We start from the raw sequence: 16,751 nt of genomic DNA on the forward strand, positions 1-16,751 counted from the left end.
CCAGTTGCGGATGAGGGCGGCGAATTCAAGGGGCCGTCCGGCCTGTGCAGCCCATTTCGCGCAAGACCGCGTTTTTACGGACGCTTCCGCTCTGGCCGTTAATCCCTGCCTGGCCTCTATTGGGGCGCGGCCACTGTCACCAGTGCGGGGCGCAAAACGCGGTCAGCGATCACGTAGCCTTTTTGCAGCAGGCCCGCCACGGTATTGGCGGGCAGATCGGAAGGCACCATGCTGATGGCCTGCTGCTGCTCCGGATTGAAGGCGCTGCCCGGCTCCGGCGCCACGGGCAGCACCTTGTTGCGCTCCAGCGCGCTCAAAAGCTGGCGCAGCGTGGCCTCGGTGCCTTCGCGCAGCTGCTCGCTGCTGGCGTTTTCCACAGCCAGCGCCGCCTCCAGGCTGTCCAGCACGGGCAGCAGGCTTGCGGCGAAGCCTTCAATGGCGAACTTGCGGCCCTTGGCAATTTCTTCTTCGGCCCGGCGGCGGGCGTTTTGCGCCTCGGCTTGCGCGCGCAGGGCCTGGTCAGCCAGCTCGGCGTTTTTGGCCTGTAAGGCCGCCAGCTCGGCTTGCAGGTTTTCCAGCTGCGCCAGCGCATCAGCCTCATTGGCCGCCTGCGCGGCTTCCAGCTCTTCAGGCAGCATTTCGCGCGGCAGGCCGTTTTCAGGGTTCTGATTCATGGTTCTTTTCGGAAATGAAGGAAGGGAACATCCGCCCGGCATGTTGGGCTGGGCGCAGGCTTTTCAAGCGCGGCGGGGAAAAGCATGCCTCCGGAAGCTGGACAAAAAACCTGAAAACCGGAAAAAGTACGCAACTCATCCGGACGCCACGGATAGACAAAGATTGAAGCAAGGCATACAAAGCCGTCCGGGTCAAGAACAAATCATTATTCGTGCGGCAATCTGGCGCTGTTGGAGTCGGAGCAAACTGAAGCTGACAACGCTCTTTGTTAGACGGAGTGCGGCGAAAGCCTCTCCGGGCCAGAGGCCAATACTGACCTGGTTTTCAGGAGCAGCATTAAACCTGTCGCTTTATGAATATGCGGTAAAGGCGCCCGTATTTTTATCCTCTGCTTTTGTTGATATGACTTTCAAGCTGCCCCGCTTTCTGGGTCGACTTTCCTGCAAGGAGCAAAGCCAATCGCGCTGCTTTGGCAAATGGACGCTGCTAGTGGCCGCAGTGCTGCTGCTGGGTGCGCCAGCTGGAAGGGAATGGCTGGTATTCGTTTTGAGCAAGGGGAAGTCCTCCATGCCCAAGGGCTGGAAATGGGGGCCTGGGCAATGGCGTGACTGGGACAAACCGACGGAGCCGCGTGATCTGGCCGCCTATGAATACGCCCACAGCCTGAAACTGCCCGAGAGCCTGCCCAAACCGGCGCCATTTAAACCGGCGCCATTTAATTTCATGCGCCATCTTCTGTCCAACCGCAGGCAAACCGGGCTGGCCTATTTCAAGCATCTTTGCGAGACGGAAGCGGGGGAATACGTTTTCCGGAAAGTGGAGAAAGTGGAAGGCATTTACCAGATGAGACGGGTGCCCAAGTGGAACGCGCGCATGTTCGCAGACCGGTATGGGTTTGAGGACCCGGCGGATTGGTCAAATTCGCAGGATATGCATGCGCCTTCTATTTTTATTGGCGGCCCTACAACTGGCTTCAGATTTTATGAAACCAATTGGTCACCGCTGGAAATGATGGGGAGGTTTTTTCAAATACTGGAAAATAAAAGAATCAAATGATCTTTTGAAAAAACCGCATTGGCTTTATGTCTCAGATTACAAGGAAACAGGTGATGAAATGACAGGTGACGCCAGTCCGCGAGATCAATTGAAATCACGCTATGCCTATACTTGGCGCGGCATCCGGCGTCCTTATGACCGCCAATATGACATTGCAGGCGGCGAACTGATTGTGCTGGATCGAATTACCGGAGAAATTTTGGGCGTGCGCAGGAGCTTTGCTTTTGCCTCGCTTTACAAGACGGGTATTGGATGGGAATTTTCGTATTTTTGCCCTGAGCTGCTTAATAAGGGAAAGCGAGTAGTCGATAAGCTATCCTATCCGGAGCCGTTTATTTCTCAGGTTCTGACTCCAATTGATCCTGTCAACCTCTTTCGATTTCGTTTTTCTACTCAGTAAACCTTTAAGGAGGCCATATGTCCGTTCCGTTCAAAGCTAGTGAAGTTCTGAATTTTGCACTGCTTCAAAGTGCAGCTGAATGTTATTTAGATGGCGTCAATGATCGAAAAACATTGAGAAAAATACTCGAGGAAGGCGCCAACAAAGCGCATCTTCAGGGAAAGAGTCCAAGTGATTCCATTTTATCCAGTGCCACGCGTTTTACCGGCAGGCAAATTGACAGGTTCACTCGGAACTACGAAATCGTCACGCACTATCCCAATGACAACACGGGATTTTCCTGCACGCTGTTTCGCAACAAGGAAAGCGGAGAATACACCCTGTCTTTCCGTTCAACCGAATTTCAGCCCAGAGACAAAGGAGGCGACTATGAGCGTGATGGCAAGAGCGCTGCCGATGGCGGCATCAGCGACAGAGGTTTTGCGCTGGCCCAATTGTCAATCATGAAAAACTTCTTGCCAATTTGCGCGCGGGCTGGGTTTTGAGTTCTTGAAAGGCGCCTATAGCCGGCTGCGCACGGCGCATGAATCTCCTTGCGGAGAGCGGTTCCGGTATTTTTTGATTTGGATGGGTAGCGTGAAACTGAAATCAATGATGGGAATGGCCTTGCTGGCGGCGGCTGCCAGCATGCTGGCCTGGGGCGGCTGGGCGCTTTACCGTGAGCGGTATCCGAGCTGGTACGAGGAAGTGAGATTGTCTGATAGAAGGATCATCACGATCAAGCAGAGACGGCGGTATTATGAAAATTACGGAACGGCTGAAAGCTGGGTCACGATTGATTTGCCGGAGCTGGGAGGAAAGCGGATCTGGCATTCATTTTTAATGCCACAACGAATAGATGTACATGAGGGGAAAGTGTATGTATTTGGCCAGCCTCGCGGCATAAAGCAAAACCAATACTATAGATACCCCAAGAATTATATGGTTGGATTTTTCTGGAATGGCGCTGATTTCGTGAGAATACCTTTCCTGTCTATTCCTGAAAACATAAGAAACGAGGAAAATGTTTATCCATGCGAAAGAAACCAAATGAAAGTGATTTCAATCGTTGAAAAAGATGGGCAATGGTGTCCCGTAAGGGGAGATAGATGGAAATTTGGAAAGATTATTGATTTAAATAATTATAGGGCGTTAGCAGATGCCTATGCGGGTCTTGATAACGCAACGGTGCGATCGGATTAATTTTTTGATGAAAGGAGATGTCATGGCTACAACCAATGAATACGCAGCTTTCTCTGCTCATGTTTATAATGAGCAACGCGGGGGAGGTGCTAATGCGTTAAATAATGAGCTCCCCATTCCCCCTGGCTGGAAAAGTCTATCTGATCTAGGTTTTGCGCCTGGTGACAACCTGAACGAATGGGATATGACCAGGTGAGAAATAGCCGTAGAAAACTCATGGCAGCTATGTTGTCACCTTTGCTGTTCGGTGGCTGCAAGTTCAGCCGTTATTTCGATGTTGAATGGGATGAAGAAGTCGAGCTGTTCTGCGGCAAAATTATTATTGTCCACATCAAGCGTGGCTATGAACGAACCAGTTCTATTTTTGATCCGGATCTCAGGTCAATCCAGCGCAGCGTGGAGATCACCTTTGATGCGGGTGGGCGAATTGGCGTTTTCAAAAGAAAGTTTGATAACTATGATGTCCGTTACATCTATAAAAATAAAGAGTATTGGTATATCGCGCTAAGCGAGATTGGGTTTGTTAGGAATAGAGTAGTTAGCGAAAAAGTGCCTATATTAATTGTTCATCCAGACAGGAAAGAAGTTGCAGCGTCTGAATGGGGGCAGGTCCCTTATTTTAAAAAATCTAATATTATGCCGCCGACGCCGAATGCAGCTGGCGTACTCCACTTCAATGGCAAGTTGCTTACCATTGCTGCCAAAGAGGCGCACTGGAAAAAGTATCCGCGCGGCGCAGGTGACGGAGACCTTATCAATGTCAGAGGAGTTCAACCTCCCGCCATTCCTCAACCTTGATTGATTCAGGAGATCAGAAATGACCATGACACGTGAAGCAACCTTGGCGGTCTGCTGGCGCTGTGAGTTTCACGGCTGGAGTTTGTTTGAATGAAACCACGGGGAGAAATAGTTCTTGAAAGGCGCCGATAGCCAGCTGCGCGCGACACATGAATCTCCTTGCGGAAAGCGGTTCCGGTATTTTTTTGATTTGGATGGGTAGTGTGAAACTGAAATCAATGATGGGAATGGCCTTGCTGGCGGCGGCTGCCAGCGTGCTGGCCTGGAGCGGCTGGGCGCTTTACCGTGAGCGGTATCCGAGCTGGTACGAGGAAGTGAGATTGTCTGATGGAAGGATTATCACGATCAAGCAGAGACGGCGGTATTATGAAAATTACGGAACGGCTGAAAGCTGGGTCACGATTGATTTGCCGGAGCTGGGAGGAAAGCGGGTCTGGCATTCCCGCCTACGACCGCAAAGAGTGGATGTTGTAGATGGCAAGGTCTATGTTTTTGGGAAGCCTCGCGGCATAAAGCAAAACCAATACTATAGATACCCCAAGAATTATATGGTTGGATTTGTCTGGAATGGCGCTGATTTCGTGAGGATACCTTTTCTGTCTATCCCTGAAAACATAAGGAACGAGGAAAATGTTTATCCATGCGAAAGAAATCAAATGAAAGTGATTTCAATCGTTGAAAAAGATGGGCAATGGTGTCCTGTTAGTGGAGATCGTTGGAGATTTGGAAAAAAAATTATTCTTTCTGATTATAGAGAATTGGCCGCATTTTATGCGAGGCTGGGTGGCGGAGAGCCGATTTCTGACTGATTTTTTTAAGAGGAGATGTCATGGCGACAACTAACGAATATGCAGCATTTTCTGCGTATGTCTATAATGATCAAAGAGGAGATGGTATCAGTGAAAATGCTAACAATAAACTTCCTGTTCCTCCGGGTTGGAAAAATCTATCTGATCTAGGTTTTGCGCCCGGTGACAACCTGAACGAATGGAATCCGGTGAGTTTCACGGCCGGAGCTTATCTGAACGAAGCCACGGGAGAAATAGTCATTGCCTACAAGGGCACCGATTTCTTGCTGGATGACCGCATTTACAACACGATAGCCGATCTCGTCACAGACGTAGGCATGGCGCTTGTCAGAAAACTGGGGCCGTATCACATCCAGCAAATGCTGGCTGCGCAATATTTTTTGGCCGTGGTCAATTGGGCCGCAGAAAACGGCAAGGATCCCCAGAAAATCAGCTTCACAGGTCACAGCCTGGGTGGCGGGCTGGCCTCGAACATGGCTGTTTGGTTCAATCGCCCTGCAACAACTTTTGCGGAAGCGCCATTTGAAGCTGCAGTCAATAATCCCGCCACAATAACCCTAACAGCGGCTACACTGACGGCCCATGCTGCCATTGTGCAAAGCATGGCAGTATTGAAAGAAATCAAAAATTTGCGCGATCTGATTATTCCTTCAGAATATGGAGAGCGCGAGAAAAAAGTCATCAACCATCACGTAAGCGGCGAGTTTCTTCAATATCTGCGTGCAGTCACGCCCACCGTCATGGGCGAAGACCGCGAAATCAGCATAGGAGACAGGCCGCTGTCAGAGAGCCTATCGCTGCACAGCATGAACCTGCACGCGGCCTTGCTGTATGAAGACCGGCTGCGGCAATACATGAAAGACCGTCCCGACTTCACCCCCATGCTGCTGGACACGGCCTTTTACGCCAGCGACCCCAACTACTCCACGCGCGACTTCGTAACGGGGCTGGTGGCTGACACACTGCAAAAAGGCATCGGCAGCGCAGACAGCCAGCTGAGCCACTTCACCAATGATCTGTACAAAATTACAGACGGTCTGTCGCAAGAAGCGCAAAAGGCGCTATGGGCGCAAGCCATGGAGTGGTATTACTGGCAAGGCAGCAGCTACGCGGGCCAGGAGTTTTTCACGGTAGAAAACCAGGTGCTGCACTACGTTACGGCGGTTGGCGCCGGGCTGCCTGGGGCGCAAGACAAGGCGCAGCACTACGTCAGCCAGTGGCTGGAGCCGCTGCTGGGGCGCAACGTGCTATTCAGCATGAACATGGCCGCGCAAGTCTGGCACGTGGTGCAAGGCGGGCAAGGCGCCAGCGTGCAAGCAGCCGAGCCGGACAAAAAGAGCCTGTTCGTGGGCAATGCGGGAGACGACCACTTTGTAGGCGGCGCCAAGGGTGACATCCTCATAGGGGGAGAAGGCGCGGACCGGCTGGAAGGCGGCAGCGGCGTCAATGAACTGGCAGGCGGCGCGGGCCATGACACCTACGTGATGCGCGCGTCGGAAGTATGCAGAAACACCATCTACGACAGCGACGGGGACGGCCACCTGGAATTTGATGGCCACACGCTGCAAGGCGGCCAGCGCAAGGCAGACAAAGTCTGGGTCAATGAAGAGCAAGGCATCCTCTACAGCCTCACAGGCAGCGGAGCGAACACTTACCTGCTGGTGAAAAACAAAAAATCGGGCCACATCATTGCGCGCATCCGCAACTGGACCAATGGCCAGCTGGGCTTGAGCATGACGGACAAAGCGCCTGACCCCCAGCCCGGCCCGGGCGGAACCCAATCCGGCTTGGGTCTCGACCAATCGGGAACCAGCGGCTACATCCACATCAACGCAGGCCAGGCCGACAAAGGCGTCTCCCTTGCAGGCAACAGCCAGTCCAATTCTTTTATCGGCTCCAACCATGCCGACCACATCAGCACAGGAGACGGCAATGGCAACTACGTCATGGCTGGCAGCGGCAGCGACGTGGTAATTGGAGGAGAAGGGCGCGAGTACATCCGCGCGGGCCAGGCCTTCACGCGGCCGGGGATGGTTGATGACGACACCGTCTACGGCGGCCCAAACACCGACATGATCTACGGCGGCGCAGGCGACGACTGGCTATGGGGCGCCAGTGACGATGATCAATGGCAGCGGCACAACGGCCAAAGCCACCAAAGAGGCGACTGGATCAGCGGCGAAGCGGGCAGCGACCACATTTACGGCAGCAGCGCAAAAGATGTGCTCTTTGGCGGCGCGGGCAGCGATGACATCAAAGGCGGCGCAGGCGATGACCTCATCCTGGGAGACGCGCAATACAGCGTGGCAAGCCGCGTCATAGCGCAGTCCTACGCAGGCGCAGGCACGCGCAGCTACAGCTGGAATGCGGCCACGCAAGAGTTTCAGCAGGCCCGCACAGACGGCGCCTACGCCATGAACCCCGTTGTGGTCCCCAATGGCCGCATCCACGAATGGGACTGGCAAGCCGAGCCGCACGGAACGGGTTACCGCTTCACTGGGCGCGGGCATCAGCTTCATGCAGCAGCAGCGCGTAGCCGAAGGCGGAGCCGACGATGACAACTGGCCGCAGACGTTTTTTTGCCATCAACCGAATATGCCGTTCATCGCCCCAATGTCGCCTTTTATCGGAGGCTGGGCCTGAAAAGCGGAAATCGTTCATGCTTTTCATGAAATAAGGGCCGGCATAAGCAAAAACCGGGTGTATAAAGCGTCCCGTTGAGAGCAAATCGCAATGTTGCTGGTTGTCCACATGACGTGAAGCGGCAGAGTCTTTGGCGTGAGCAAAGCTCGTCAACCAGAACAAGTTTGCCAATATGTATATTATCTAAATAAGGAATCGGTGCATGATAGGAATGATTGTATACGCCATTTTGGGTGGATTCATCTTGATTGCCGTGTTCATCAGCAACCGGCTGGTCAAGATTTTCGGGTGGTCGCTGTCACCCAATAAATTATTTCTTTTGCGCGTGGGAGTCTTTTTTGGCATATTTTTCATATTATTTTTCGATCATATTATTGGAGTAATTCAATTTGAATATGTATGTCATCACAAAGCGACGGTGAAACTTGATCCCGACTGGATAAAAGTGCGACGTGCAAAATTTGAGATAAAAGAGATTAATCCTAAGGGATATTTAGTTCCAACTTCCTGCGCAGACCATAATTATCAGGATATGGATACTGGAAAAATCTTTTTATCTTTTACTCAATGCTACAGAGGGGGCGGCATTCTCTTGGAAACAATAGCTTTTAATGGTGATCATGGTGGTGAATCCTGTGTTGCCAAAGAGTTGCCAGATATTTTGCGTGCTACTAATATTGATGCTCTTATAGAGAAAGGAGATTCACAATGAGCTACATTCAATCCGCCTATATCAATGCATTACTTGCAGATGCGGCCTATATAGATTTGCCAGTAGGTGCTATAAGCCGAGATCAATGGGAAGATCCCAAAAAAGGGGCACTTTCAAAACGCATGACGCCCCCATTGGCAAAATTCATAGCCGACAATTTCGAAGTCATCAGCAATGAATACAAGAATGATTTCCCTGGACTTGGCTCTGGATTTGATGCCATTGTCTGGAAAGGTCGCAAAGGCACGCCTTATGAAGGAAAAGTTTTTGTTTCGACCCGGGGAACTCAGCCGGGAGAGGATATGTTTGGCGCAGACCTCGATTTGGCCTTGAGTTCATCGGCTCACAGCCAGATTATTGACATGGTCAACTGATGGTTACGCGAGACCACGCCGGCCACGGAAACCGTCAGGCAACTGGTCAACATACCCACTCCGACTGGCGTGCCCATTCCTTCGCCCCTATCCCTGGTCGTTCCCGGCCTTCCGGCCCAAGGGACGGGCAGACTGACAGGCGTCAATTCAATTTCCATCAATGGCCACAGCCTGGGCGGGCATCTGGCCTCGGCCTTTGTGCGCATTTTTGGCGGCAGCCTCTCCATAGAACACATCTCCACCTTCAATAGCGCCGGTTTTTTGCAAAGCACTGCCGAGCTTTTCTTCGACAAAATTGACAACCTGCTGGGCAAAGGCCAGCCCATGTCAGCGGTTTCCAGCAGCCAGAGCAACTATTTTACCGAGAATGGCATTAATTTCACCACCAATAACTGGTGGTTTACCCAGATGGGCCAGCGCGTGGGCCTGTTTCAGGAAGAAACTACGGGTACGGGCAATCACAGCATATACCGCCTCACGGACATGCTTGCGCTGGGCCATGCGCTGGAAAAACTCGCGCCTGATTTGAGCATTGAAGCCCTGAACCAAATCGTTTCATCGGGCAGCCACATTGCCAAAGGCTCGCTGGAGGGTGTGCTGGATGCCGTGCGGCACTTTATTTATAACGGGTTCAAACAAGTAATAGCTGCTGCATGGGCCTTGCTTGGCGGGCAGCAAATGTCAGGCAGGCAAATTTCGCTTTTGGGAGCGTAGGAAATGAAATCTGTCTAGACCTGAGCTTCAGTATTGATTCATTTTTTGAGTGGACGCACCCATGAATAAATATCAACAAGGCCGTTCCATCATAGGCATGCTATTTCTATCTATTATTGCCTGCTTTCTGTCGTATATCGGAGTCATTAAACTACGTGTCTTTCTGATGGACTGGGAGGCGGATCGGCTCTGCGCGAAAGAAGGCGGCATTCATATTTATGAAAAGGCCTATCTGCCGGGTGGCTACGCCTATAATTGGACGGCAAATGAAAAGATATTTAGAAGATCCTTTGGGTGCTCAAATCCAGACGAACATGCGCCATATGCGATTGGCGGCACTGAAATCCCGATAGGAAGATCCGCCAATCCAACGCTATATAAGATGACAAGTTATGTAATGAGATGCAGCGATAAAAAGATTCTTGGGGAGTTCATCAGATATGGCCGGAGTGGGGGAAGAATTACCCCAACCCTGGGGCCTGATGGCGGCTATGACTGCAAAGTGTCGGGCGATAGGCTGACCATGCTGGAAACGGTTTTTTCTAAGGAGCAACCATGAAAGTCAATCAAAAATATATTTATGGGCGTTCCATCATAGGCATGCTATTTCTATCTATTGTTGCCTGCTTTCTGTCATATGCCGGAGTTATCAAACTGCGTGTCTTTTTGACGGACTGGGAAGTGAATCGTCTCTGCGCGAAGGAAGGCGGAATTCATATCTATGAGAAAGTTTATCTTCCGGGTGGCTATTCTGACTATTTGCCTGGGGCCTATCTTGATAATCGGAGCAGGCAGATCAACCGAATGGCAATCAAAAAAATATTTGGTAGATCTTTTGACTGCTCAGTTTCAAGCGAATATCCTATTTATGCTATAGATGGTTCTCAAACGCCAGTGAGAAAATCTAGCAATCCGATTTTATATAAGTACAGAGATTATGTGATGCGATGCGGCGATGGAAAGATACTCGGTGAATTTATTAAATATGGTCGATGGGGTGGACATGTTATTCCATTGCCAGTGCCTGACGATGCCTATGTCTGCAAAGTGCCGGGCGATAGACTGACCATGCTGGAAACGGTTTTTTCTAAGGAGCAACCATGAAAGTTAGTCAAAATCTCAGTCTTCTTGCGCAATTGTCTCAGGCTTCTTATGGAGACCTGAGAACTGCTCATGGACAAGAAAATCTGATCAAAGATCCGTCTCGAGAAGGTGGATCAGGATTTACCGATATGCAGGCGCGTTCATTAATGAAAAGCATGATTTATCCGTGCTGACTCAATACATTGACGATTTCACACCATCTTAAACAAGTTTCTCAATACGCTTTAGAAAGGATCCGAGGCATGATTGGAATGATTGCCTATGCCATTTTAGGCGGATTTATCTTGATTGCCGTCTTCATCAGCAACCAGTTGGTCAAAATTTTCGGGTGCTCGTTGTCTCCCAATAAATTATTTCTTTTGCGCGCGGGGGTCTTTTTTGGCATATTTTTTATATTGTTTTTCGATCATATTATTGGCATGATTCAATTTGAATATGTGTGTCATCTCAAAACCGAAACAAAACTCGCGGCTGACTGGAAAGACGTGAAGCGCGCAGGATTGGCGCCAGAAGAAAATTTGTCATTTGGGCGTTTAGGATATACAGTTCCCATTTCATGTTCCAAAATGAAGTATCAAGATCTGGATAATGGTAAGATATTTCTTTCTTATACTTATTGCAAAATGAAATGGGGATTTCTTGCGCGGAATTTAGCGGTGAATAATACCAGCACTAGTCTTTGTTTTCCTAAGGATGCGAGAAATATTGATCATATGGTTAACATTGGCAATCTTTTAGAGAAAGGGGAATCACAATGAGCCACATTCAATCCGTCTATACTGCCCTACGCAGGCGCAGGCACGCGCAGCTACAGCTGGAATGCGGCCACGCAAGAGTTTCAGCAGGCCCGCACAGACGGCGCCTACGCCATGAACCCCGTTGTGATCCCCAATGGCCGCATCCATGAATGGGACTGGCAAGCCGAGCCGCACGGAACGGGTTACCGCTTCACCCTGGGCGCGGGCATCAGCTTCATGCAGCAGCAGCGCGTAGCCGAAGGCGGAGCCGACGACATCCTGGACGGCGGCGCAGGCCACGACTGGATCGCCGGACAGGCGGGCAACGACATCCTCTACGGAGGCGAAGGCGACGACACCCTCTACGGAGACGACGCGCAAGACATGCCTGCCCACGCGGCCAGCGGAGACGACCAGCTTTATGCCGGCGCGGGCCATGACAGGCTCTATGGCGGCGCAGGCCACGACAGCCTGGACGCCAGCGACGACGACGGCCAGCAAGACCAGCTCTACGGAGAAGACGGCGATGACACCCTCATTGGCGGCAGCGGCCATGACGAACTGCACGGCGGAGCAGGAGACGACCGGCTGGCCGCAGGCAGCGACGGCAGCTGGCTGGACGGCGGAGCGGGAGACGACACCTTTGCAGGCGGAGCGGGAGACGACCGCCTCACCGACGAAAGCGGAAACGACACCTACCACCTCAGCGCAGGCAATGACACCATCACCGACCAAAGCGGCCAGGACACCTACCACCTCTACAGCGGCATGCTGCAACAAGGCGGCAGCACCGTCATTGCCGACAAAGACGGCCAAGGCAGCCTCCTGTTTGACGGCACGGCCCTCACGCGAGAAAGCGTAAAGGCCACAGGCAAAGACCAATGGCAAAGCAGCGACGGCAAAGCCCGCCTCACGCGGCAAGGGGCGGACCTGGTCATACGTGCAAGCGCGGGAGGACAAGGCAGCGCGGGCCACGTACACGTGCGCGACTTCTTCCGGGGCAGCAGTGCGTTCTTGGGACTGCAACTGCCTGAATACACACCGGCGCAGCCCGATCCGAAACCGAACCCCGATCCGAAACCGAACCCTGATCCGAAGCCGAACCCTGATCCGAAGCCGAACCCTGATCCGAAGCCGAACCCCGATCCGAAGCCGAATCCTGATCCGAAGCCGAATCCTGATCCGCAACCTGTACCCAATCCCGATCCGACACCAACGCCGACGCCAACTCCGACTCCGACGCCAACTCCGACACCGACACCGACACCAACTCCGACGCCAACGCCGACGCCAACGCCTGGCCTTGTGCTTGACGCCCAAGGCAATCCCGTGCCGCAGCCTGAACCCGCAACGCCCACCCTGGCTGGCGGCGCAGGCGCAGACCGTCTACACGGCAGCGCGGGTGACGACATCGCCAGCGGCGGCCAAGGCGCAGACTGGCTCTACGGAGCGGAAGGCGACGACCAGCTTCATGGCGGCGCGGATGAAGACCACCTCTACGGCGAAGGCGGCAACGACCGCATCTTCGGCGGCCAAGGCGGCGACTGGCTCTACGGCGGCCAGGGCCAAGACACCCTCAGCGGCGAAGCCGGAGACGACCACCTCTACGGCGAAGGCGGCGACGACTGGCTCTACGGGGGAGAAGGCAACGACGAAATCCACGGTGGCCTGGGCGACGACCGCCTCTGGGGCGGCACAGGCAACGACTTCCTTGCCGGCCACCAGGGCGACGACCATCTCATTGGCGGCGCAGGCAGCGACACCTACATCTGGGGCCGCGCCCAAGGCAGCGACACCATCGAAGAAGACAGCAGCGCTGCCACAGCCCAGGACATCGACACCGTGCGCCTGCAGCACATCGCCTCCACAGCCAACTGGAAGCTCACCCGCCAGGGCCAGGACCTCATCCTCGGCTTTGAAGGCCAAACCCTCACCCTGCGCGGCCAGCTGGCCGCAGGCGGCCACGCCATCGAACAAGTGCGCTTTGCCGACGGTGTCACCCTCAGCGCCGCGCAACTGGTGCAACGGCTGGAACAAAGCGAACGGCAAAACCGCAAAAACGGCAGCCTGACAGCGGCGAGACGGGCGGCGGCGCCAGACGTCCTCATCCGCAGCGCCAGCGCCGCGCCCGCCATCCGCCCCGGCATCATCGAACCAGGCCAAACCCCGCAGCAGGCCAGCAGCCCGTTCGGCCAGGAAGGCGCGCTTATTCACAACCACAAAGGGCCGTGGGTTGAAGGTGAACTCATCCACAACCACAAAGGACCGTGGGCCGAAGCCGACGCCTTGGTGCAGGCCATGAGCGAATTCGGGCAGCAGGCCCAAGACACGCCCTTGGCCGCCGCGCCCAGCCTCATGCGTTCCGCCGCGCCCGCCACGGGCTTTGTCGAAGGCGCGTTTATTCACAACCACAAAGGGCCGTGGGCTGAAGATGAATTCATCCATAACCACAAAGGGCCGTGGGCTGAAGATGAACTCATCCACAACCACAAAGGGCCGTGGGCTGAAGGTGAACTCATCCACAACCACAAAGGGCCGTGGGTTGAAGATGAACTCATCCACAACCACAAAGGGCCGTGGGTTGAAGCCGACGCGCTGGCGCAGGCCATGAGCGAGTTTGGGCAAGAAGGCGGGCAGCAGGCCGAGGGCGCGCCGCAGCCAGCGGCCTACGTGCCGTCCGCATGGGCGCGGCGCATGCTCATGGCGGAAGACTTCAGCGCCACAGCCCAAGCCCAGCGCCTGGCAGGCGCGCTGGCCAGCTTTGCGCCGCCGGCGGCAGCCAGCGCGCAAACCGGCCCGGCCAGCCTTGAAGCGCAGCCCGGCGGTTTCCGGCCCCTGCTGGCAGCCAGCGCGTGAAGCGGGGGGCAGGCCGAAGCGGCGGGCAAGCCCTGCCTGCGGCCTGCCCATTGACCCAAAAACAGGAGCGAAATTGACCCCTGTCAAAATGCCATCAGCGCCCATTCCACGGGGACATTATGCTATTGATCCGATAGCTGAAATGAGGCTTCTTGCACGCCATGCCGTGCCGCGTGCAGAGGGCGCTGGCACGCCTGTGCGCCGCGCCGGGCCGGTACGCGCCGGGCAGGCAATCTGAAACGCGCCATGCAACCCACAGCCTGCACGGCCCCTCAGGCCCCTTCAGCCCCTCCGGCTTCTTCGGCGGATGCTTGCGCGCCGCCGCCTGATTCGGGCTTGCTGGCGCTGCCGCGTGCGGCTTTTTAGCGGGGCGGGCCGGGCGCGTTCACGCGCAAGGCCGCGCCGCGCACTTCGATATTCGTTTCGTCAAGCACTTGGCCGTGGCGGTCGAGCAGGCGGATGGTGTGGCGGCCTGGCAGGGGCAGCCAGGCGGCGCTGGGGCCGTGGCCGATGGTGCGGCCTGCGGCTTGCCAGCGCAGGGCGCGGGCGGCGGCGCCGGCGGGCACGGCGGCGGTCAGGCGCAGGCGCTGGTTGGCGGGGGGGATGTCGGGGTCCAGCGCGATGATGGAGCCGCTGACGGGGCTGGTGATGCGGGGCTTGGGGGCGCTGGCGGCGTCGGCCTGCGGTGCGTCTTGTGCGCTTTGCGCCGAATCTCTTGCGAAAAGGGCTTGCACAGTGCCGGGCAGAAACCATTCGGCGCGGGGCGGCTCGCCGTCCGGCGGGTTGTCAAAGCGCACGCTCACGCGCTCCAGCCCTTCGGGCGCGGCGGGCGCGGGCGACGGGGCCAGCTGGTGCAGGTGGCGCATGAGGGCGGCCCAGACGGGGGCCGCGCCGCTGGCGCCGCTGACGTCGTGCATGGGCTGGCCGCTGGCGTTGCCGACCCACACGGCGACGGTGTGGCGCGGGGTGTAGCCCACGGCCCAGTTGTCGCGCATGTCTTTGCTGGTGCCGGTTTTGGCGGCGCTCCAAAAGCGCGTGCCCAGCACGGAGTCCATGCCGAAGGTGAGGGCGCGCGCGTTGCGGTCGGAGAGGATGTCGCCCACGATGAAGGCGGCGCCCGCGTCCAGCGCGGCGGGGCAGGGCGCGGCTTGTTCCGCTGCGCTGGCGCGGTGCAGGCGCACGGGGCACAGCCGCCCGCCATTGGCCAGCGCGCGGTAGGCGTTGGCCAGTTGCAGCAGCGTGACTTCGGCGCTGCCCAGCGCCAGGCTCAGGCCGTAGTAGCCGCTGGTTTCGGGCAGGCGCATGCCCAGATCGTGCAGCTGGCGGTGAAAGGCTTCAGGCGAGACCATGCCGAGCACGCGCACGGCCGGGATGTTGAGCGAGGAGGCCAGCGCCACGCGCGCCGAGACCCAGCCGTGGTAGCGCCGGTCATGGTTGTGCGGGATGTAAAGCCCGCCGCCGGTTTGCAGCCGCGCGGGGGAGTCGTCAAGCAGCGTGGCCGCCGTGATGCGCCGCTGGGCAATGGCCTGCGCGTAGAGAAAAGGTTTGAGCGCGCTGCCGGGCTGGCGCAGGGCGGTCACGCCGTCCACCTCTGCCGCCTGGCTCAAATCGCTGCCGCTGGAGCCGACCCAGGCCAGCGCTTCGCCCGTGGCGTTGTCCAGCACCAGCACGGCGCCGTCTTGCACGTTGCGGCCTTGCAGCTCGCGCAGGTGCTGGCGCAGGGTTTGCAGGGCCAGGCGCTGGGTGGGGCCGTCCAGCGTGCTGGGCACGGCGGGCGGGGGCAGGCCATCGGGCGCGGCGCGGGCGGCCTCGGCAATCAGGCGGCGGGCCAGGTGGGGGGCTGGTCCTTCGCTGGCGGGCCAGGCGCGGCGGGGCAGGGCGCCAGCGGCCAGCAGCTCCAGCGTGATGCAGCCCTGCCGTTTTTCTTCAGCAGACTGCCCGGCCCGCATGAGCGAGAGCACGCCGCAGGCGCGCTGCGCCACGCGGGCGGCGCTGGCGTTGGGCGCGCGCACCAGCGCGGCGGCCAGCGCGGCTTCGGCGTCGTTCAGGCCGTGGGGGGCTTTGCCAAACAGCGTGCGCGCCAGCGCGTCCAGCCCCACCAGCTCGCCCCGGAAGGGCACGAGGTTCAGATACGCCTCCAGGATTTCGTCCTTGCGCCAGCCGCCCTCCAGCCGCCGCGCCATCACGGCCTGCCCCAGCTTTTGGCGCAGGCTGCGGCCGCTGCCGCCCTGGCGCAAATCTTCATCGAGCAGACCGGCCAGCTGCATGGTCAGCGTGCTGGCGCCGCGCGTTTTCTCGTTCCACAAATTGCCCCAGGCGGCCGCGCCCACGGCCCGCCAATCCACCCCGCTGTGTTCGTAAAAGCGCTTGTCTTCCGAGAGCACCAGCGCCTGGCGCAGCGCGGGCGACACATCGGCCAGCGCCACCCACGCGCCCCGGCGCGCGCTGTCATCGGTGCGCAGGCGGTGCAGCGGCTGGCCGCTGCGATCCAGCAGCCAGGTTTCGGAAGAACGGAAATCCGCCTTGACCTGCGCGAATGTTGGCGCGCTGCTGGAATGGGCCGGGGCGGCGGCCAGCAGGGCCGCCAGCCAGGCAGCGGGCAGAAAAGAAGGCAGAAGGCATCGGAGCGAAGGGCGGAACATGGAGCGCGATTGTGGCGGCGCGGCACATTCACAGGGCGCTGGCCGCAGG

The 16,751-nt window shown here is 56.6% G+C and carries 20 protein-coding genes; 16 read left to right on the forward strand and 4 right to left on the reverse strand.

What is annotated here, in order from left to right:
• Positions 1-116: 116 nt before the first annotated feature.
• Positions 117-674, reverse strand: a complete 558-nt coding sequence (gene grpE / locus ADJ79_RS00280) for a nucleotide exchange factor GrpE (protein ID WP_082202734.1) — start codon at positions 672-674, stop codon at positions 117-119.
• On the opposite strand from grpE, the gene ADJ79_RS13585 reads away from it, so the two are divergent.
• The 7 genes from ADJ79_RS13585 to ADJ79_RS13610 all read left to right on the forward strand — a co-directional run bounded on the left by ADJ79_RS13585 (position 673) and on the right by ADJ79_RS13610 (position 4,920).
• Positions 673-1,731 carry a hypothetical protein gene (locus tag ADJ79_RS13585; RefSeq protein ID WP_156303901.1) on the forward strand — a complete coding sequence of 353 codons (1,059 nt, stop codon included), beginning with the start codon at positions 673-675 and terminating at the stop codon, positions 1,729-1,731. The genes grpE and ADJ79_RS13585 overlap by 2 nt on opposite strands.
• Before the next feature lie 4 nt (positions 1,732-1,735).
• Complete coding sequence (locus ADJ79_RS13590) at positions 1,736-2,131, forward strand: hypothetical protein (RefSeq protein WP_156303902.1); 396 nt, start codon at positions 1,736-1,738, stop codon at positions 2,129-2,131.
• Between the two features lie 17 nt (positions 2,132-2,148).
• Positions 2,149-2,616 carry a hypothetical protein gene (locus ADJ79_RS13595; protein WP_156303903.1) on the forward strand — a complete coding sequence of 156 codons (468 nt, stop codon included), beginning with the start codon at positions 2,149-2,151 and terminating at the stop codon, positions 2,614-2,616.
• A gap of 91 nt (positions 2,617-2,707) precedes the next feature.
• The gene (locus ADJ79_RS13600) at positions 2,708-3,313 is read left to right on the forward strand and encodes a hypothetical protein (protein WP_156303904.1); all 606 of its coding nucleotides are present in this window, start codon (positions 2,708-2,710) and stop codon (positions 3,311-3,313) included.
• A 22-nt stretch (positions 3,314-3,335) separates the two neighbouring features.
• Positions 3,336-3,509, forward strand: coding sequence for a hypothetical protein (locus ADJ79_RS13605; protein WP_156303905.1), 174 nt, complete (start codon positions 3,336-3,338; stop codon positions 3,507-3,509).
• Positions 3,510-3,529: 20 nt separating this feature from the next.
• Entirely contained in the window at positions 3,530-4,111 is a 582-nt protein-coding gene (locus ADJ79_RS00290; protein ID WP_156303906.1) for a hypothetical protein, read from the forward strand.
• A gap of 149 nt (positions 4,112-4,260) precedes the next feature.
• Positions 4,261-4,920: a hypothetical protein gene (locus ADJ79_RS13610; RefSeq protein ID WP_156303907.1), complete on the forward strand. Its 660-nt coding sequence runs from the start codon at positions 4,261-4,263 to the stop codon at positions 4,918-4,920.
• Positions 4,921-5,066: 146 nt separating this feature from the next.
• Here ADJ79_RS13610 and ADJ79_RS14845 read toward each other — a convergent pair whose 3' ends face one another.
• Positions 5,067-5,366, reverse strand: a complete 300-nt coding sequence (locus ADJ79_RS14845) for a hypothetical protein (RefSeq protein WP_172673989.1) — start codon at positions 5,364-5,366, stop codon at positions 5,067-5,069.
• On the opposite strand from ADJ79_RS14845, the gene ADJ79_RS00295 reads away from it, so the two are divergent.
• Positions 5,280-7,478 (forward strand): hypothetical protein, encoded by a 2,199-nt coding sequence (locus ADJ79_RS00295; protein ID WP_371256958.1) that lies wholly within the window; start codon positions 5,280-5,282, stop codon positions 7,476-7,478. The two genes, ADJ79_RS14845 and ADJ79_RS00295, sit on opposite strands and share 87 nt — an antisense overlap.
• On the opposite strand, the gene ADJ79_RS13615 is transcribed toward ADJ79_RS00295, so the two are convergent.
• Positions 7,414-7,725 carry a hypothetical protein gene (locus ADJ79_RS13615; RefSeq protein WP_156303908.1) on the reverse strand — a complete coding sequence of 104 codons (312 nt, stop codon included), beginning with the start codon at positions 7,723-7,725 and terminating at the stop codon, positions 7,414-7,416. The two genes, ADJ79_RS00295 and ADJ79_RS13615, sit on opposite strands and share 65 nt — an antisense overlap.
• A 40-nt stretch (positions 7,726-7,765) precedes the next feature.
• Here ADJ79_RS13615 and ADJ79_RS13620 point away from each other — a divergent pair, with 40 nt between their 5' ends.
• From ADJ79_RS13620 to ADJ79_RS15090, 8 genes are all read left to right on the forward strand, one after another.
• Complete coding sequence (locus tag ADJ79_RS13620) at positions 7,766-8,275, forward strand: hypothetical protein (RefSeq protein WP_156303909.1); 510 nt, start codon at positions 7,766-7,768, stop codon at positions 8,273-8,275.
• Positions 8,272-8,649 carry a hypothetical protein gene (locus ADJ79_RS13625; RefSeq protein WP_156303910.1) on the forward strand — a complete coding sequence of 126 codons (378 nt, stop codon included), beginning with the start codon at positions 8,272-8,274 and terminating at the stop codon, positions 8,647-8,649. Before ADJ79_RS13620 ends, ADJ79_RS13625 begins: the two co-directional genes overlap by 4 nt.
• A gap of 69 nt (positions 8,650-8,718) precedes the next feature.
• Positions 8,719-9,363, forward strand: coding sequence for a hypothetical protein (locus ADJ79_RS00300; RefSeq protein ID WP_156303911.1), 645 nt, complete (start codon positions 8,719-8,721; stop codon positions 9,361-9,363).
• Positions 9,364-9,424: 61 nt separating this feature from the next.
• Positions 9,425-9,922, forward strand: a complete 498-nt coding sequence (locus ADJ79_RS13630; protein ID WP_156303912.1) for a hypothetical protein — start codon at positions 9,425-9,427, stop codon at positions 9,920-9,922.
• Positions 9,919-10,467: a hypothetical protein gene (locus ADJ79_RS13635; RefSeq protein ID WP_156303913.1), complete on the forward strand. Its 549-nt coding sequence runs from the start codon at positions 9,919-9,921 to the stop codon at positions 10,465-10,467. Before ADJ79_RS13630 ends, ADJ79_RS13635 begins: the two co-directional genes overlap by 4 nt.
• Positions 10,464-10,640 (forward strand): hypothetical protein, encoded by a 177-nt coding sequence (locus tag ADJ79_RS13640; protein ID WP_156303914.1) that lies wholly within the window; start codon positions 10,464-10,466, stop codon positions 10,638-10,640. The genes ADJ79_RS13635 and ADJ79_RS13640 overlap by 4 nt, the downstream gene beginning before the upstream one ends.
• Positions 10,641-10,709: 69 nt before the next feature.
• Positions 10,710-11,225 carry a hypothetical protein gene (locus ADJ79_RS13645; RefSeq protein WP_156303915.1) on the forward strand — a complete coding sequence of 172 codons (516 nt, stop codon included), beginning with the start codon at positions 10,710-10,712 and terminating at the stop codon, positions 11,223-11,225.
• Positions 11,226-11,336: 111 nt separating this feature from the next.
• On the forward strand, positions 11,337-14,060 hold the full coding sequence (locus ADJ79_RS15090; protein WP_082202736.1) for a calcium-binding protein: 2,724 nt from the start codon (positions 11,337-11,339) through the stop codon (positions 14,058-14,060).
• A 362-nt stretch (positions 14,061-14,422) separates the two neighbouring features.
• Here the strand turns inward: ADJ79_RS15090 and pbpC are convergent, their stop codons facing one another.
• Entirely contained in the window at positions 14,423-16,702 is a 2,280-nt protein-coding gene (pbpC, locus tag ADJ79_RS00315; protein ID WP_050714288.1) for a penicillin-binding protein 1C, read from the reverse strand.
• Positions 16,703-16,751 lie beyond the last annotated feature (49 nt).

It is taken from the genome of Ottowia sp. oral taxon 894, assembly GCF_001262075.1.
In the GTDB taxonomy this organism is placed as follows: domain Bacteria; phylum Pseudomonadota; class Gammaproteobacteria; order Burkholderiales; family Burkholderiaceae_C; genus Ottowia; species Ottowia massiliensis.

Excerpts from the sequence above, each read along its gene's own strand:
- ADJ79_RS13645 (WP_156303915.1), top strand. The coding sequence starts at position 10,710 with ATGATTGGAATGATTGCCTATGCCATTTTAGGCGGATTTATCTTGATT.
- ADJ79_RS00290 (WP_156303906.1), top strand. The coding sequence starts at position 3,530 with ATGGCAGCTATGTTGTCACCTTTGCTGTTCGGTGGCTGCAAGTTCAGC.
- grpE (WP_082202734.1), bottom strand. The coding sequence starts at position 674 with ATGAATCAGAACCCTGAAAACGGCCTGCCGCGCGAAATGCTGCCTGAA.
- ADJ79_RS15090 (WP_082202736.1), top strand. The coding sequence starts at position 11,337 with ATGAACCCCGTTGTGATCCCCAATGGCCGCATCCATGAATGGGACTGG.
- ADJ79_RS13635 (WP_156303913.1), top strand. The coding sequence starts at position 9,919 with ATGAAAGTCAATCAAAAATATATTTATGGGCGTTCCATCATAGGCATG.
- ADJ79_RS13610 (WP_156303907.1), top strand. The coding sequence starts at position 4,261 with ATGAATCTCCTTGCGGAAAGCGGTTCCGGTATTTTTTTGATTTGGATG.
- pbpC (WP_050714288.1), bottom strand. The coding sequence starts at position 16,702 with ATGTTCCGCCCTTCGCTCCGATGCCTTCTGCCTTCTTTTCTGCCCGCT.
- ADJ79_RS13595 (WP_156303903.1), top strand. The coding sequence starts at position 2,149 with ATGTCCGTTCCGTTCAAAGCTAGTGAAGTTCTGAATTTTGCACTGCTT.
- ADJ79_RS13620 (WP_156303909.1), top strand. The coding sequence starts at position 7,766 with ATGATAGGAATGATTGTATACGCCATTTTGGGTGGATTCATCTTGATT.
- ADJ79_RS13585 (WP_156303901.1), top strand. The coding sequence starts at position 673 with ATGGTTCTTTTCGGAAATGAAGGAAGGGAACATCCGCCCGGCATGTTG.
- ADJ79_RS13630 (WP_156303912.1), top strand. The coding sequence starts at position 9,425 with ATGAATAAATATCAACAAGGCCGTTCCATCATAGGCATGCTATTTCTA.
- ADJ79_RS13625 (WP_156303910.1), top strand. The coding sequence starts at position 8,272 with ATGAGCTACATTCAATCCGCCTATATCAATGCATTACTTGCAGATGCG.
- ADJ79_RS13640 (WP_156303914.1), top strand. The coding sequence starts at position 10,464 with ATGAAAGTTAGTCAAAATCTCAGTCTTCTTGCGCAATTGTCTCAGGCT.
- ADJ79_RS00295 (WP_371256958.1), top strand. The coding sequence starts at position 5,280 with ATGCTGGCTGCGCAATATTTTTTGGCCGTGGTCAATTGGGCCGCAGAA.
- ADJ79_RS13605 (WP_156303905.1), top strand. The coding sequence starts at position 3,336 with ATGGCTACAACCAATGAATACGCAGCTTTCTCTGCTCATGTTTATAAT.